14 protein-coding genes are annotated in these 16,234 nt (G+C 60.4%); 12 read left to right on the forward strand and 2 right to left on the reverse strand.

The window, feature by feature from the left end; all coding sequences use genetic code 11:
* Nucleotides 1–316 precede the first annotated feature (316 nt).
* From glmU to IM764_RS03015, 12 genes are all read left to right on the forward strand, one after another.
* The gene (gene glmU, locus IM764_RS02960) at nt 317–1,798 is read left to right on the forward strand and encodes a bifunctional UDP-N-acetylglucosamine diphosphorylase/glucosamine-1-phosphate N-acetyltransferase GlmU (protein WP_194186840.1); all 1,482 of its coding nucleotides are present in this window, start codon (nt 317–319) and stop codon (nt 1,796–1,798) included.
* 58 nt (nt 1,799–1,856) lie between these two features.
* A complete protein-coding gene (locus IM764_RS02965) occupies nt 1,857–2,864 on the forward strand; it encodes a ribose-phosphate diphosphokinase (RefSeq protein ID WP_228073273.1) in 1,008 nt (335 codons plus the stop codon).
* A 271-nt stretch (nt 2,865–3,135) separates the two neighbouring features.
* Nucleotides 3,136–3,822 carry a 50S ribosomal protein L25/general stress protein Ctc gene (locus tag IM764_RS02970; protein WP_194186841.1) on the forward strand — a complete coding sequence of 229 codons (687 nt, stop codon included), beginning with the start codon at nt 3,136–3,138 and terminating at the stop codon, nt 3,820–3,822.
* A gap of 98 nt (nt 3,823–3,920) precedes the next feature.
* Nucleotides 3,921–4,487, forward strand: a complete 567-nt coding sequence (pth, locus tag IM764_RS02975) for an aminoacyl-tRNA hydrolase (RefSeq protein ID WP_194186842.1) — start codon at nt 3,921–3,923, stop codon at nt 4,485–4,487.
* A 51-nt stretch (nt 4,488–4,538) separates the two neighbouring features.
* On the forward strand, nt 4,539–5,210 hold the full coding sequence (gene pth / locus IM764_RS02980; RefSeq protein WP_370551523.1) for an aminoacyl-tRNA hydrolase: 672 nt from the start codon (nt 4,539–4,541) through the stop codon (nt 5,208–5,210).
* A gap of 48 nt (nt 5,211–5,258) precedes the next feature.
* Entirely contained in the window at nt 5,259–6,683 is a 1,425-nt protein-coding gene (locus IM764_RS02985) for a TrkH family potassium uptake protein (RefSeq protein ID WP_370551524.1), read from the forward strand.
* Nucleotides 6,676–7,371, forward strand: coding sequence for a TrkA family potassium uptake protein (locus tag IM764_RS02990; protein WP_228073274.1), 696 nt, complete (start codon nt 6,676–6,678; stop codon nt 7,369–7,371). Before IM764_RS02985 ends, IM764_RS02990 begins: the two co-directional genes overlap by 8 nt.
* 35 nt (nt 7,372–7,406) lie before the next feature.
* On the forward strand, nt 7,407–9,056 hold the full coding sequence (locus IM764_RS02995; RefSeq protein ID WP_194186843.1) for a peptide chain release factor 3: 1,650 nt from the start codon (nt 7,407–7,409) through the stop codon (nt 9,054–9,056).
* Between the two features lie 120 nt (nt 9,057–9,176).
* Complete coding sequence (locus IM764_RS03000) at nt 9,177–11,576, forward strand: MMPL family transporter (RefSeq protein WP_194186844.1); 2,400 nt, start codon at nt 9,177–9,179, stop codon at nt 11,574–11,576.
* A 67-nt stretch (nt 11,577–11,643) separates the two neighbouring features.
* Nucleotides 11,644–12,198 carry a TetR family transcriptional regulator gene (locus IM764_RS03005; RefSeq protein ID WP_194186845.1) on the forward strand — a complete coding sequence of 185 codons (555 nt, stop codon included), beginning with the start codon at nt 11,644–11,646 and terminating at the stop codon, nt 12,196–12,198.
* Between the two features lie 157 nt (nt 12,199–12,355).
* The gene (locus IM764_RS03010) at nt 12,356–13,000 is read left to right on the forward strand and encodes a TetR/AcrR family transcriptional regulator (RefSeq protein ID WP_228073276.1); all 645 of its coding nucleotides are present in this window, start codon (nt 12,356–12,358) and stop codon (nt 12,998–13,000) included.
* Nucleotides 13,001–13,109: 109 nt separating this feature from the next.
* Complete coding sequence (locus IM764_RS03015) at nt 13,110–13,847, forward strand: nicotinamide riboside transporter PnuC (RefSeq protein ID WP_194186846.1); 738 nt, start codon at nt 13,110–13,112, stop codon at nt 13,845–13,847.
* Here IM764_RS03015 and IM764_RS03020 read toward each other — a convergent pair.
* Both IM764_RS03020 and ppk2 read right to left on the reverse strand, forming a co-directional pair.
* The gene (locus IM764_RS03020; protein WP_194186847.1) at nt 13,826–14,884 is read right to left on the reverse strand and encodes a 3-hydroxyisobutyryl-CoA hydrolase; all 1,059 of its coding nucleotides are present in this window, start codon (nt 14,882–14,884) and stop codon (nt 13,826–13,828) included. The genes IM764_RS03015 and IM764_RS03020 overlap by 22 nt on opposite strands.
* 82 nt (nt 14,885–14,966) lie before the next feature.
* Nucleotides 14,967–16,061, reverse strand: coding sequence for a polyphosphate kinase 2 (gene ppk2 / locus IM764_RS03025; RefSeq protein WP_370551525.1), 1,095 nt, complete (start codon nt 16,059–16,061; stop codon nt 14,967–14,969).
* Nucleotides 16,062–16,234 lie beyond the last annotated feature (173 nt).

Genomic DNA, 16,234 nt, shown 5'->3' on the forward strand with positions numbered 1-16,234 from the left:
AGTTGCCTGCTCCCCCAACGCTTTCCATCGTCGATGATGCGAAAATCGCCATGCCTGACCAGAAAAATCCGGGGATGGGCAGTATTCGAGGTTCCTTCATCATTTCTCCCTAAACGACGATGCTTCACATTCGATACTATGAACAAGCACAATATGCGCACGCTGCGATTAGTTGAGCAGTGAATTCGGTAAGAGCACGCTACTTTGATCGATCTCCAGACAATCCAGCCCGCCCACCCGTTAAAGTGGACGCATTGCATAAGCCTCAACCACGCAGTGCACCCTGACTGTCGACCACCAAAGGACCTGCCCCATCGTGACTAACTCCCCCGTAGCTGTCGTTGTTCTCGCCGCTGGCGCTGGTACGCGCATGAGGTCGAAGACGCAGAAGACCTTGCACGCCATTGGCGGCCGTACTCTTCTTTCGCACTCACTTCACGCCGCCGCTGGCATCAACCCAGAACGCATCGTCGCGGTAGTCGGGCACGGACGCGAGCAGGTCGGCCCTGCAGTGGACGCCGTGGCAAGCGAGCTGGATCGCACCATCGACAAGGCAGTTCAGGAAGAGCAAAACGGCACCGGTCACGCAGTGCAGTGTGCGCTCCCCGCACTGGAGGGCTTCGAGGGAACCGTCATCGTCACCAACGCTGACGTTCCCCTCCTGCAGGCAGAGACCCTGGCCAACCTGCACACTGCCCACACCGAAGTCCCCACTGCGGTGACGGTTCTATCCGTCAACCAGGACAATCCCAAGGGCTACGGTCGCATCATCCGCACCGACGACGGCGAAGTCACGGGCATCGTCGAGGAGAAGGATGCCACCGAAGGTCAGCGCCTCATCACCGAGGTCAACTCCGGTGTTTTCGCCTTCAACGCCGGTCACCTGCGCTCCGCACTGAGCCAGCTAAACACGGACAATGCTCAAGGCGAGCTCTACCTCACCGATGTACTGGGCATTGCCCGCGGCGAAGGCCACCCGGTGCGCGCCTACACCGCTTCCGATGCCGGCGAGCTGGCTGGCGTTAATGACCGCGTCCAGCTCGCAGAAGCGGGAACCGTACTCAACCAGCGCAACCTCGAAGTCGCTATGCGCGGCGGCGCCACGATCATAGATCCCCGCACCACGATGATCGATTCCGAAGTGGAAATCGGCCAGGACGTCACGATCCTGCCAGGAGTACAGCTCAAGGGAAAGACGCGGATTGGCGACGGCGCTGTCGTCGGACCAGATAGTACGCTGGAAAATGTCACCGTGGGCGAAGGTGCCACCGTCATCCGCACCCACGGCATAGATTCCAGCATCGGGAAAAATGCCAACGTCGGCCCATTCACCTACCTTCGCCCCGGCACACAGCTAGCCGAAGACGGCAAGCTCGGCGGCTTCGTGGAGACCAAGAACGCCAGCATCGGCCGCGGCTCCAAGGTTCCCCACCTGACCTACGTGGGCGATGCCACCATTGGCGAAGGCTCCAACATCGGCGCCTCTTCCGTGTTCGTCAATTACGACGGCGTGACCAAGCACCACACCACAATCGGCTCCCACGTCCGCACGGGTTCAGACACGATGTTCATCGCGCCGGTCACCGTCGGCGATGGTGCGTACTCGGGTGCGGGCACGGTGATTAAGGACGACGTCGCCCCCGGCGCACTCGCGATTCGCGAAGGTCACCAGCGAAACATCGAAGGCTGGGTAGAGCGCAAGCGCCCCGGAACCGCTGCCGCCGAGGCTGCAGCAGAGGCCAACCGCAGGGTCGCGGACGGTGGTTCGCCCGCCTCCTCGGGAGAGATCGAACAATAGGTATTTGTTCCATGATTCCAACGCCACTATCGTTGGAATCGACAATAGATTTCCGCCAATGGATATCCATCGCCAAGTCTGGAAGGGCTCACACTTGTCCACCACCCACTGGATCGACAATCAAAAGAACTTGATGCTGTTTAGTGGCCGCGCGCACCCTGCATTGGGTGAGGCTGTGGCTCGCGAGCTGGGTGTGGAGCTGACCCCCACCACCGCACGTGATTTCGCCAACGGCGAGATCTTCATCCGCTTCGAAGAATCCGTCCGCGGATCCGATGCCTTCGTGCTGCAAGCTCACCCGCAGCCCCTCAACAACTGGCTGATGGAACAGCTCATCATGATTGATGCGCTCAAGCGCGGTTCCGCCAAGCGAATCACCGCCATCCTGCCCTTCTACCCCTACGCTCGTCAGGATAAGAAGCACCGCGGACGCGAGCCCATCTCCGCCCGCCTGATCGCTGATCTGCTCAAAACCGCTGGAGCGGATCGCATCGTCTCCGTAGACCTGCACACCGACCAGATCCAGGGCTTCTTCGACGGCCCAGTGGATCACATGCATGCCATGCCGATCCTCACGGACTACATCCAGGAAAACTACAACCTGGACAACATCTGCGTGGTCTCCCCGGACGCAGGTCGCGTGAAAGTTGCCGAGAAGTGGGCCAACGTGCTGGGCGATGCCCCACTGGCCTTCGTGCACAAGACTCGCGACGTAGACGTGGCCAACAAGGTCACCGCCAACCGCGTCGTCGGCGATGTCAAGGGGCGCACCTGTGTGCTGATCGACGACATGATCGACACCGGCGGAACCATCGCCGGCGCCGTGGGCGTGCTGCGCGAAGCAGGCGCAACGGATGTCATCATCGCCACCACACACGGCGTGTTCTCCGGACCAGCCCGCGAACGCCTCAGCTCCTGTGGTGCCCGCGAAATAATCACCACCGACACCCTCCCGCAGTCCACCGAGGGCTGGGAGAACCTCACGGTGCTGCCTATCGCCCCTCTGGTTGCTAAGACCATCCACGAGATCTTCGAGAATGGTTCGGTGACTACTCTTTTCGAGTAGTCACTCGTCCTCGGTTCGCCCGCCCCACATGGCATTTTTCTCCACGAAGCGACGATGCTAAACTAACCAGCTGAATCTCTCGGCGAGGGCTGGAACCGCGACCATGTTGCGGAACTGGCCGTTATCGGCGCGAACCCCCACTCCCAGCCCACGGCTGCGGGAGGACTTGACGCCGCGAGACACCGCGGCGTTTTTTCATGCCCGGTTGACGCGATTCGTGACAAACTACCGCAGCTGGCCCCCAGCTGAATGAAGAAATAAGGAGTGACACATGGCTAACACCCAGACTGTTCTTGCAGCTCAGCCACGTAACGAGTTCGGTAAGGGCGCTGCACGCCGCCTGCGCCGCGATTTCCGCATCCCCATGGTTGTCTACGGCTTGAACCTGGAGCCAATGCACGTACACGTGGACATCCTGGAATTCCACGCCATCCTGCGTAACGAGGGCACCAACGCCGTTATCGAGCTGGACCTCGAAGGCGACAAGCACCTCGTGATGGTCAAGGCCGTGGATCAGAACGTTCTGACCCTGGACGTTGACCACGCTGACCTGCTGCACGTGAAGCGCGGCGAAAAGGTAGAGGTAGACATCCCAGTTGTGTCCACCGGCGAGGCTGCCCCAGGCGCCCTGATCACTCAGGACGCAGACGTTCTGACCGTCCTGGCTGACGTTCTGAACATCCCTGAAGAGATCACCATCGACGTTGAGGGCATGGAGATCGGCACCCAGGTCACCGCTGCAGACATCCAGATGCCTGCAAACTGTGAGCTGGTTTCCGAGCCAGAGACCTTGGTCATCAACATCGTTGAGCCTGAGGAAGAAGAGCTTCCTGAGCCAGGCGAAGAGGGCGAGGATGACACCACCGAACCTGAGGCTGAGAACGACGGCGACGCTGCCGACGGCTCCGCTGACGAGCCTGAGAACTCCCCACGAGGCAACGCCGAGGGCGACGAGTAAGTCTCTCTCCGTCGTCACGGCGGGTAAGTTGAGGACAAAGATCCTGGCTTGCCCGCCGTTTTTCTGTATCTACGGTTCTGTCCCCACCGTGTGGGACAATGGCAGGCGTGGATACAGTACAGCGTTCCCCGTGGCTCGTCGTGGGACTCGGCAACCCCGGCCCGAAGTACGCCTTTACCCGCCACAACCTGGGCGTGATGGTGATTGAAGAGCTCGCCAGCCGTCAGGTACCCACGCCGAACCTCAGCGCGCACAAGCGTTCAAACGCCAACATCGCCGAGTTCTCACTGGGTGGTGCCAAGGTCATCCTCGCCACCCCGCGCACGTATATGAATGTCTCTGGCGGCCCGGTTAGGGCACTCGCGGATTTCTTCAAGGTTCCCGCCGAGCACATTATCGTTGCCCACGATGAGCTCGAGCTAGACCCCGGCCAGGTGCGACTGAAAAGTGGTGGCGGGGACAAGGGACACAACGGCCTGAAGTCCATCACCAAGGCCCTGGGCACCAAGGACTACTACCGTTTGTCCTGCGGAATCGGCCGCCCACCTGGCCGCATGGATCCGGCCGCCTACGTCCTCAAGCCGTTTGCCTCCTCGGCCGCCGCGGATGTTGCGATTCTTTGTGCCGACGCAAGCGACGCCGCAGAACAGCTCATCCAGTCCTAAAACACGCTTGCCTTTTCCTGGGCGAAGCAGGCCTGTGCCACACTAGAGCTCGTGGCTACACTCAAGGATTTCATCTCCCGCATTTTCGGCGCTGGTTCTACTTCTACTCCGGCTTCCGAGTCTGCGAATGCCATGCCTACTTTCCCCGCAGGAGTGACTCCATGGCTGGTCATCGGCTTAGGTAATCCCGGCGCGGAGTACGAGGCCACGCCACACAACGTGGGCTACTTGGCCATCGATGCGCTGCTGGTTCGCACGGATTCCCACCTGACTCCGCTCACGGGTTTGCACGCCCACGCGGCGGCAACGGAGCTCGCGGGAAAACCGGTTTTGCTGGTGCGCTCCACCACGTTCATGAATGAGTCTGGCATCGCAGTCAAAGACATCGCGAAGCACTACGGCATTAGCTTGGATCAAGTAATCGTGGTGCATGACGAGCTCGACCTGCCCTTGGGCAAGGTGCGCGTCAAGCAAGGCGGCAATGAAAATGGGCACAAGGGGCTGAAGTCCACCACCGAACACATGGGGTCTAGGGACTATTTGCGCGTGCGCATGGGTATCTCCAGGCCCCCACAAGGAGTATCCGTCATTGATCACGTTCTCGGACCCATCGAGGCTGGTCCAGAGCTGGATTCCATGATCGATGTAGCAGCGGATGCAGTCACGGAGATCGTGGACAACGGCCTGGCCGCGGCCCAGCAGAAGATCCACTCCCGCAAATAGGAGCGCGAACACTTCCCCCTTGTCCCCAGCGGGAGTAATATTTCGTGGGTGATTGAGGAGAAAGACTCTCAACAAGCGCCGTCGACAGCCTCCAAGGGGCGAAAACACACGGCCTCCCCCAGCTTGCAGGCAGCTCGATTAACTGCAGGCTCGTTTTTGCTATTGATCGTTATAGGTGCGGTTCTTCTCTCCCTGCCCATCTCCACTCGCGGTGAGGGCTCGGTTCCTCCCCTCGAAGGAATCTTCACCGCCACCTCCGCGGTATGCCTGACCGGACTGGTGGTGGTGGACACCGCCACCTTCTGGACTCCTTTTGGGCAGGCCGTGATCCTGGGACTCATCCAGGTCGGCGGTCTGGGCATCATGACCCTAGCCTCCCTGACGGGCATGCTCCTGGTGCGCAAGGTTTCCATCCGCTCTCGCCGCTTAGCTCAAGCAGAGAGTCGCCCGTTCAGCATGGGTGGCGCCAAGCGCACCATTCTGGCCACCGTTTTGCTGACCGTGGTCACCGAAGCGGTCATGGCTCTCATCCTGGCTTGGCGGTTCATCACGGAATACCAATTACCCGTGGCATATTCCCTGTGGTCTGGCACGTTCCACTCCATCTCCGCGTTCAACAACGCAGGTTTCGCACTTCGCTCGGCAAACATGATCGACTTCCAGGACGATTGGTTCATCCTCTCGCCAATCATGATCGCCGTGGTGCTGGGCGGCCTGGGCTACTCCGTGCTGGCGGAAATTGTCCGCCGAGCACGGCACCGCTGGCGGATGCGGCACTCGCGCAGCACCACCGCAGTCGGTCATTTGTCTGTCACTTCGCGCATCACGCTGATTGGCACGGCCGTGCTCCTCATCGCCGGCTTCGCCATCTACTTGGCGGTGGAATGGCACGGGGCTTTTGAAGAGTTTGGCGTCGGGAAAAAGATCCTCAACGCACTTTTCGCCACGGTCACCGCGCGCACCGCCGGCTTCAATGCAATCGACTACTCGCAGCTATCAGACACCAGCCTCCTGGCCACCGAGGGTTTGATGTTCGTCGGCGGCGGCAGCGCGGGCACGGCCGGTGGCATAAAGATCACCACGATCGTGGTGCTGCTGTACGCCATGTGGACGGAGTTCAGCGGCGAGAAAGAAGTCATCGTCAGCAAGCGCCACGTGCCAGACAGCGTCATCCGCCAGGCCATGACCGTGGCCGCCGCCGGAGCCCTGGTGGTGTGGCTGTCCATCGTGATGTTGCGGGTGCTCAATCCGCATCTCGACGCAGACCACGTGACCTTCGAGGTGGTCTCCGCGTTCGGCACCGTGGGCCTGTCCACGGGAATCACGGCCGCGCTGACGGGGCCATCGCAAGTCATCCTGTGCGTGTTGATGTACTTGGGACGCATTGGACCTATCACCATGGTCGCCGCGCTGGCGGCGCGTAAAACCACTCGACATTTCCACTATCCAGAAGAAAGGCCCCTCATTGGCTAAGTTATTTGGACTGTCCAGGGACAACCAACCGTTTTCCCTGCGTCCCGTCACTGTTATCGGTTTGGGCCGCTTCGGCTTGGCGCTGTCCAAGGAGCTGACCAGCTACGGCGTGGAGGTGTTTGGCATCGATGACGATGAGAAGCTGATCAGCGAGCACACCACGGAGTGCACGGACTTTGCAGTGGCGGACACCACGGACCCGCACGCGCTGAAACAGCTGGGCGTGGACGAGGCCGAGTGCGTGGTCATCGGCATCGGCTCGGACTTGGAAGCCAGCATCCTGACTGCCTCCAACATCGTGGAATTTGGCGTGCCCGATATTTGGGCCAAAGCGGATTCCGATGCCCACGCCCGCATCCTCAAGCAGGTGGGCGTGCATCACGTGCTGCGCCCGGAGCGCGATACGGGCCGCCGCGTGGCGCACCTGTTGGGCGGGCGCTTTGACGAGTTCGCCGAGGTGGATTCAGACTACGGCATGATCAAGCTCTCCGTGCCGCGGGAGCTGGTGGGCAAAGCAATCGATTCCGAGGCGCTGTGGAAGAAAAAGAAGGTGCACATCGTGGCGGTGAAGTCTCCCGGATGCGAATGGCGGCCGTATTTTGAGACCACTCCGTTGAACGCCAATGACCTGATGGTCGTGGCGGGAAGCCCGTTGCATCTGGAGACGTTCTCACTGCGACCTCACTAGGTCTTCAGCTAGGGCGCCCAGTAGGGTTATGTTCTATGAATTCCCCTGCTGTTGCCCAAGAATCGCGCCGTCGCCGTACCTTTGCTGTCATCGCTCACCCTGATGCCGGTAAGTCCACGCTGACGGAGGCTCTTGCGCTGCACGCGCACGTGATAAACGAGGCCGGCGCGGTCCACGGCAAGGCGGGACGCAAGGCCACGGTGTCTGACTGGATGGAGATGGAAAAGGACCGCGGTATCTCCATTGCTTCGTCCGCGCTGCAGTTCGAGTACGCGCCCGAGGGGCACGAGGGCGAGCCGTACATGATCAACCTGGTGGATACCCCGGGTCACGCGGACTTCTCGGAAGATACCTACCGTGTGCTGTCCGCGGTGGATGCTGCGGTGATGCTCATCGACGGTGCGAAGGGCTTGGAGCCGCAGACGCTCAAGCTGTTCCGCGTGTGTAAGGCGCGTGGTTTGCCCATCGTCACGGTGGTCAACAAGTGGGACCGTCCGGGCCGTACTCCGCTGGAGCTGGTGGATGAGATTGTCAACGAGATCCAGTTGCAGCCCACTCCCCTGTTCTGGCCGGTTGGTGAGGCGGGAGACTTCCGCGGACTCGCCCGCATCAACGATGAGGGCGAGGCTGAAGAGTACATCCACTTCACCCGCACGGCCGGTGGCTCCACCATCGCGCCGGAGGAAAACTACTCCCCTGACGAGGCCGAACAGCGCGAAGGCGATACCTGGTCCACTGCAGCCGAGGAAGTGGAGCTGCTGACGATGGACGGCGCTCAGCATGATCAAGAGCTGTTCGAGCAGTGCGTGACCTCGCCCATGATTTTCGCCTCTGCGATGCTGAACTTCGGCGTGCACCAGATTCTGGACACGCTCGTGGCTCTTGCTCCTAGTCCCGCGGGCCGTAGTTCTGATCCGAAGGTGTTGGAGGCCGCCAGCGGCGCGAGTGCGGCGATCCAGGAGTTCCGCGAGACCACGGATGACTTCGCCGGAATCATCTTCAAGGTGCAGGCCGGTATGGATACAAAGCACCGCGACCACTTGGCGTTCATGCGCGTGGTCTCCGGTGAGTTCGGCCGTGGCATGCAGGTCACGCACGCTCAGTCCGGCCGCAGTTTCTCCACGAAGTACGCGTTGACGGTTTTTGGCCGCACCCGTTCCACCGTGGAGGCAGCCTACCCGGGTGACATCGTGGGCCTGGTCAACGCAGGTTCGCTGGCTCCGGGTGACACGATCTACACCGGCAAGAAGGTGCAATTCCCACCGATGCCTCAGTTCGCCCCCGAGCACTTCCGCACGCTGCGCGCGAAGTCTCTGGGCAAGTACAAGCAGTTCCGCAAGGCTTTGGAGCAGCTAGATTCCGAGGGCGTGGTGCAGATCCTGCGCAACGACCTGCGCGGAGATGCTGCCCCAGTGATGGCCGCCGTGGGCCCCATGCAGTTCGAGGTCATGCAGGCCCGCATGGAAGTCGAATACAACGTGGAGACCATTACGGATCCCATCCCTTACTCCGTCGCGCGCAAGACCGATGCGGAATCCGCCGCCGAGCTGGGCCGTCAGCGCGGTGTGGAGATTTTCACCCGCACGGATGGCGAGCTGATTGCTCTGTTCGGCGATAAGTGGAAGCTGGCGTTTGTGGAGAAGGAGCACCCGGACCTCACCCTGGAGCCGATGGTCGCGGATTAGTCCGTTTCTTTTTCTCGACGCCAACTCCGCGCTACATCACGATTGGATGAAAAGTTGCGCAGGATCTGATTGGTTGCGCAAAACTCGAAAAGTTTCTGAACCCTTGTAATAATTTCATACATGGCTACTTTCCTGTATCGCGTAGGCCGCTCCGCCTACGCCCACCGCTGGCGCTTTATCGCCGTCTGGCTGCTGCTCATCATCGGCATGGGCACCGCAGCCGCCACCTTGCAAACATCCACGACCATGAACTTCAGCATTCCAGGACTGGAATCTGTCGAAACACAAGACAAGATCAAAGAACGCTTCCCAAGCGGAGGCGAAGATGACCCAATGCAGGCCCCCAAGGGCAGCGTGGTCATTCAGGCTCCAGAGGGCTCTGATCTGACCGACCCTGGCGTCGACAAACAGGTCAATGACCTCATCGCCGCCATCAAGGGCGTCGATTCCTTGACCAAAACGGACTCCATCGTCCCACCTGTACAGGCCGCCGAAGGCCTAAAGATGCAGATGAGCAAGGCCATGGCAGCGCAGAAGATGCCGCAAGAGCAGATCGATGCGAACATCGCCGCCACTTCCCCGTTGAGCCCGGACAAGACCACCGGCATCGTCGAGGTGAACTTCGACGCCAAGACCAACATGGACATCACGGAAGAACAGCGTGATGAGCTGATCCAGGCCATCGAGGACAACAAGGGTGACCTCAAGGTGGCATGGAACGGCCAAGCCTTCCAGTCCAGTGAGCCCGGCGGTAGCGCAGAGCTCATCGGTATGGCAGTGGCTGCCATCGTGCTCATCCTGACCTTCGGCAGCTTCGTGGCCGCCGGTCTGCCACTGCTGACCGCAGTGACCGGCCTGGGAATCGGCATGGCGGGCATCTTCGCCATGACCCACTTCACGGACACCATTTCCAGCATGACCCCCACCCTGGCCTCCATGATCGGCCTGGCCGTGGGCATCGACTACGCACTGTTCATCCTCGCACGCTTCCGCAATGAGCTGATCAGGCACATCGGCGGGCAAAACCTCTCGCCAAAGGAACTGGCAGTAGAGCTGAAGAAGATCAGCCGGACCGAGCGTGCCCACCTGGCCGGACTGGCCGTGGGCAAGGCAGGCTCCGCCGTGGTCTTCGCGGGACTGACCGTGCTGATCGCACTGGCTGCGCTGTCCATCATCAACATCCCATTCCTTACCGCCATGGCTCTAGCCGCAGCGGCAACCGTCGCCGTCGCCGTACTGGTTGCCACCACCCTCCTGCCCGCCATCATGGGCTTGTTCGGCACCAAGGTCTTCGCAGGCCGCGCCCCATTTGTGCAGGCTCCGGATCCAGAGAACGAGACCCCAACCATGGGTCTGAAGTGGGTACGTACCGTTCGCAAGCGCCCAGTCATCTTCGCGCTGACTACCGGCGTGCTGCTGGTACTGCTGGCTATCCCGGCCATGAACCTGCGTTTGGCTATGCCATCCGACGGCTCGATGTCGCCGGACTCCCCTAACCGCATCGCCTACGAGATGATCAACGAGAGCTTCGGTCCTGGCCGCAACGCCCCAATGATCGCCCTGGTGGACTACAAGGACCTCAGCGATCAAGAAAAGGCCGCTGCCACCCAGACTGCAATCAAGGATCTGCAAAGCACCGACGGCGTGGTCAACGCCCAGGTGATCGCCACCAATGGTGACCCGAAGAACCCTGCTGATCTGGGCGATGCCGCGCAGGTGCTGGTGACCCCGGAATACGGAGCCATCGACGAACGCGCCGCAGACGTTCTGCATTCCCTGCGCTCCAACGAGTCCAGCTTCGAGGAAGCCACCGGCGCTTCCTACGCCGTTACCGGCACCACTCCGATGTACGAGGACATCTCTCAGCGTTTGACTGAGGCACTCTTGCCGTACATCGCCATCGTGCTGGCGCTGGCCTTCCTGCTGCTGATGGTTGTCTTCCGCTCCCTGTGGGTTCCGCTGATCGCCGCCTTGGGCTTCGCTTTGTCCGTTGCTGCCACCTTCGGTGTCACCGTGGCTCTGTGGCAGTTGGGCTTCGCCGGCATCATCAGCGATCCGCAGCCGATCATCTCCTTCTTGCCGATCATGCTCATCGGCATCATGTTCGGCCTGGCAATGGACTACCAGGTGTTCCTGGTGACCCGCATGCGCGAGGGCTGGGCACACGGCAAGACCGCAGGAAACGCAGTGTCCAACGGCTTCAAGCACGGCGCCCGCGTGGTCACCGCCGCTGCGTTGATCATGATGTCCGTGTTCGCAGCCTTCATCCTGATGGACGAGCCATTCATTAAGGTGATGGGCTTCGCGCTGGCAACGGCCGTTTTCTTCGACGCCTTCATCATCCGCATGACCTTCATCCCTGCGGTGATGTTCCTGTTGGGAGAGCGTGCATGGAAGATGCCGAAGTTCCTTGACAAGCTGATTCCTTCCGTAGATGTGGAAGGCGAAAAGCTGCAGTCCATGGATCCCGAAGCTAAGGACGCCCCTGCCCAGGGCGAGCGTTCCGTAAACCATGGCTAGTAGTTACACTCCGGGCATCCGCGAGCGAAAGAAGAAGGAGACCCGCAACCGTCTCGCCAAGGCGGCTGTGGATCTCATCACGGAGGAAGGTTTGGATGCCGCCACCATCGCGGCAATCTCCCAACGTGCCGACGTGTCCTCGCGGACGTTCCACAACTATTTCCCTCATCGTGATGCTGCCATCATGCACTTTTTGGAGTACACGGTGGACTGCGCGGTGCAATGCCTAGAGCAACAACCGCGCGGGCTGCACGCGGTCGATGTGATACAGAATGTGCGCGAGGCGTTTCTCTGCGAAGATAATTCCAGCGATCTCGCCAATGCTTTCGCCCAGGTAGAAGCCGCGATGCTCAACGTTCGCGGTTCCCACCTGCTGGACATCCAGCACCCGTGCTTCGATTTAGGAAAGCGGCTGGCACAGGCGCTGAGTGATTACAGCGAGGGTCGGCTCGACCTTTTCGAGGCCTATATCTTTTTGAACATCAGTGTCGTAACATCGAAGGCGGCGCACGCAATCCAAATGTTTTCCGACAATGATGAAGAAAAGGCTTTTGGCTGCGGTTCAGAGAATGCGGAAGAAAAAGCCTTCAACATTTTGCGCTCCGGTTTCACGAGTTACTGAGTTGTCGGTTACTATAAAAGGGACTTTTTGCCACCTAAAATACCCTAGGGGAGTATTCCTAAGCTCTCCTCACAGGATATTCGCCACCGATGACCCTATGGCAGGTCGGTAAAAACCAAAGGATCCCCGAGTTTCGTAACACCGAAAGAACGACTCTATGGCTGTCATGCATATTCCCCCAGCACAAGAAGGCACGTCTGATAACGCCCGCACGCAGTCCTTGCGCGAGCGAAAGAAGGCGGAAACTCGCGATCGCTTGGCTCGCGCGTCTGTCGAGTTGCTGTTGGAATACGGCGTGGAGCAAACCACGGTCTCGGAAATCACGGCACGCGCAGGTGTGTCCACCCGCACGTTCCACAACTACTTCGCCCACCGCGATGATGCATTCCTGCACTACATCGATGGATTCTTCACTCAGCTGGGCGAAGCAGTGGAAAGCTACCCGGAGCCAGCTCCTGTCGTCGAGATGTTGAAGAACATCCTCTGGGACTTCATCGATAACCCAGACGAGGGCCTGGACTCCGCGCGACAGATCATCGCCGTCGCGGAACAGCTCAGCCTCTCCCTGCCCCAGGAAGAGAAGAACCGCACTAACGAGATCTTCGACGAGCTCGGCGATACCCTCTTCCGCAAGACGGACGGCGGACTGTCCCGCTACCAAGCACACCTGGCTGTGCACTTGGTTCTGGCCGCGGCCACCACGGCCATCGAGGCGCACATCACCAAGTCCATCACCGGTGGACGCGATCTGAAGAGCCTCTTCGACGAAGCCTTCGACCTTCTGCACCGCGGCTTGGGATAATGCCCAGCGCCCTACTCACCCGCTTCATTTCCGGAGTGGGTGTTTTTTATATCCTCATGCACCTTGACAACAATTCTTTCGACTGCCGGGGCGTGCAATAATCAATAGCATGTCTGATGTCCTCAACAGCCTCCTGAATGCCAGTTTTGTCATCGGTGGCTCCCCCATTCTCTGGCGGGAAATCATCGGCAACTGCTTCGGCTTGGCCTCCGCCATCGGCGGGATGAAACGCGTGGTCTGGGCCTGGCCCGTGGGCATCATCGGCAACGCACTCCTGTTCACCGTATTCCTCGGTGGCGTGTTCCATACTCCTCAGAATCTAGACCTGTACGGCCAAGCCGGCCGCCAAGTGATGTTCCTGCTGGTCAGCGTCTACGGCTGGTGGAAGTGGTCCCAGGCCAAGAAGAAAATCCAGGAACCAGCGGGCACGGATCCCAACCGCTCCATCTTCACCGAGCCCCACGAGGACAAGGCCGCGGTCCAGCCTCACTGGGCGACCACTCGGCAACGCATCGGACTGTGCGTGGCGGGCATCGTCGGCACGGTCGGCTTCGCCCTGATCTTCGAAGCGATCGGGTCGTGGGGACCGTGGGCGGACGCCTGGATCTTCACCGGCTCCATCCTCGCCACCTACGGCATGGCGCGCGGGTGGACGGAGTTCTGGCTGATCTGGATGGCCGTGGACATCGTGGGAATCCCCCTGCTGGTCTTCGCCGGCTACTTCCCCTCCGCCGTGCTCTACCTGGTCTACGCGGCCTTCGTGCTGTGGGGCTTCGTGGTGTGGAACGGCGTGCAGCGCTCCAATGACCAGGAAGCCCGCCTGCGTCAGCTCAGCAGCTCAGAGTAGGTTTTCGGGTCCACGTCTTCCGCCCGTGCGGGATCGAAGCGTGCCGTGCGGTCCTTATCTACCAGCACCGCCCGCACACCTTCCGCGAAGTTTCCTTCTCGACGCAAGTGCCCACCGACCGCCAACTCATTCTTGAGAGCCGTCGCGAGATCCGTCTGCGCGCTGCGACGGAACACCTCCACGATCGCCACGAGACTCGAAGGGTTGGCAGTCTCCAAAGATTCCCGCACGGCCCGTAAGAACTTCGCGTGGTCTTCGGCATTGACATCCCCACTGGCCTCATCGGACTCTGCGATGCGACGCTCGATGTCTACCCACGAGCCATCCGCGAAGGTGTCCACGATCCACTTCTGATGCTTCTCCAGCACGGACTGCGGCTCATCCAGCTCCGACTGATCGATGCGCGCCGCTTGCAGCGCCTCGCGCAGAGACTGGGTGGGAAGTTGTTCGGCCAAGGCGTTTGCGTCGTCAACTAATACGTTGCCCAACCCGGTGAACAACATGTCCGCAGGCGACAACCGCCAGCCCGTGCACCCGATGAACAACCCAATTGCCGGGTCCACGTCCAGGTGCGTGAGCGCGTGCGACATGCCCACGTCGGGCACGAAACCGATGGCAGCCTCGGGCATTGCGCCCAGGGTCCGCGGGGTAATCACGCGGTGAGAACCGTGCGCAGAAATACCGAAGCCGCCACCCATGCACACCCCCTCCATCAGGGCGACGATGGGCTTGTTGTACTCCGCGAGCTGCAGGTTCAGGGCGTACTCATCGCGGAAGAAATCATCGCCGGGCTGATAGTTGCCTTCCATGTCAGTCTCGCGAACGCCACGGACATCGCCGCCCGCGCAGAAAGCGCGCTTGGCCGTGGAGCGGATGATCACCACCTCGATGGAATCATCGCTTTCCCACTTCGACACAGCCTGCGTGATCCCGGCGATCATGTCCGGAGTCAGGGAGTTCAGCGCTTTCGGGCGATCCAGCTCGATGACACCGGCATGGCCCTCAACGCGCGCAACAATATTTTTGTGATCAGACATACCCCAACAGTGCCAGAAAATCCTTGGGCTCGGCTTAAGACCTGATAGTCCTAGACCTATGCGGCTGTGTGGATCTATGTAGCTACTTCTTCGCCTTGCCGGACTTAGCTTTTGCCTTGGAGGACTCGCTGGACTTCTTCGCTTTGTCGGCCTTCTTCGCCTTGTCTTTGTCAGCCTTATCCTTGCCCGACTTCTTCACCTCAGCAGACTGGGCAGCCTTCTTCTTGTCTGCCTTGTCCTTGGCGGCTTTCTTATCCTTCTTGGACTTCGCAGACTTCTCCTCCGCCTTCAGCGCTTCCACGTGCTCCTTTTCCAACTGTTTGGCGGCGTCGGGAACATAACGGAACTGCGTACGAGAAGGACGCTCATACGACGACGCCGACTGCGGACGCGGCGGGATCTTCGGCACCTGCTTCTCCACGTACTCCCACGGGATCGTATTCAACACGTGATTGATCACGTTGATACGCGAGCGCTTCTTATCCTCAGACTCCACCGTGTACCACGGTGCCGACGGGATATCCGTGTGGATGAACATCTCATCCTTCGCACGCGAGTAATCCTCCCAGCGCGTGATGGACTGCAAATCCATCGGCGAAAGCTTCCACTGACGAAGCGGATCCTCGCGACGAGAGGTGAAACGACGGATCTGCTCGTCGTCGGACACAGAGAACCAGTACTTACGCAGCAGGATGCCATCCTCCACGAGGAGGCGCTCAAAGATCGGGGCCTGATGCAAGAAGCGGCGATACTCCTGCGTGGTGCAGAAACCCATCACGCGCTCTACACCAGCGCGGTTGTACCACGAGCGGTCAAAGATGACGATCTCGCCGGCGGTGGGCAGCTTCTCGATGTAGCGCTGGAAGTACCACTGACCCTGCTCACGGGAGTTTGGCGCGGGCAACGCTTCCACGCGGCAGGTGCGCGGGTTGAGATACTGGGTGATGCGCTTGATGGCGGAGCCCTTACCGGCGGCGTCGCGGCCCTCCATGATGATGACCACGCGGGCGCCGGTCTCCACGACCCACTGCTGCATTTCCACGAGCTCGGCCTGCAGGCGCTCTAGCTCTTCCTCGTAGGCGGCCTTGTCCAGCTTGGGCGGTTTGGTGGTGGCTGGTTCGGTGGCGCTGGCGGCGGTAGTGGCGCGTTCAGTGGAGGCGCGTGACTCGGGGCTCATAAATGCTTATGTTACCTGCGCACTTAGGGTTTTCTTCAATTTCCGCAAAGGTGCGCAGCCCTCGCTTCTACCCCGCCTCCGTCCGACCTCTGCTCTGCTCTCGCCGCTGCTCTGCCTTCTATTCCGCTCCCGCGCTTGTGCTCTGCGCTGCTCTACCTTCTTCTCCGCTCCCG

Origin of the sequence: Corynebacterium sp. ED61 (assembly GCF_015233855.1) — a bacterium.
In the GTDB taxonomy this organism is placed as follows: domain Bacteria; phylum Actinomycetota; class Actinomycetes; order Mycobacteriales; family Mycobacteriaceae; genus Corynebacterium; species Corynebacterium dentalis.

Excerpts from the sequence above, each read along its gene's own strand:
- IM764_RS02965 (WP_228073273.1), top strand. The coding sequence starts at position 1,857 with ATGGATATCCATCGCCAAGTCTGGAAGGGCTCACACTTGTCCACCACC.
- IM764_RS02970 (WP_194186841.1), top strand. The coding sequence starts at position 3,136 with ATGGCTAACACCCAGACTGTTCTTGCAGCTCAGCCACGTAACGAGTTC.
- pth (WP_194186842.1), top strand. The coding sequence starts at position 3,921 with ATGGCAGGCGTGGATACAGTACAGCGTTCCCCGTGGCTCGTCGTGGGA.
- IM764_RS02995 (WP_194186843.1), top strand. The coding sequence starts at position 7,407 with ATGAATTCCCCTGCTGTTGCCCAAGAATCGCGCCGTCGCCGTACCTTT.
- IM764_RS03000 (WP_194186844.1), top strand. The coding sequence starts at position 9,177 with ATGGCTACTTTCCTGTATCGCGTAGGCCGCTCCGCCTACGCCCACCGC.
- IM764_RS03010 (WP_228073276.1), top strand. The coding sequence starts at position 12,356 with ATGGCTGTCATGCATATTCCCCCAGCACAAGAAGGCACGTCTGATAAC.
- IM764_RS03015 (WP_194186846.1), top strand. The coding sequence starts at position 13,110 with ATGTCTGATGTCCTCAACAGCCTCCTGAATGCCAGTTTTGTCATCGGT.
- IM764_RS03020 (WP_194186847.1), bottom strand. The coding sequence starts at position 14,884 with ATGTCTGATCACAAAAATATTGTTGCGCGCGTTGAGGGCCATGCCGGT.
- ppk2 (WP_370551525.1), bottom strand. The coding sequence starts at position 16,061 with ATGAGCCCCGAGTCACGCGCCTCCACTGAACGCGCCACTACCGCCGCC.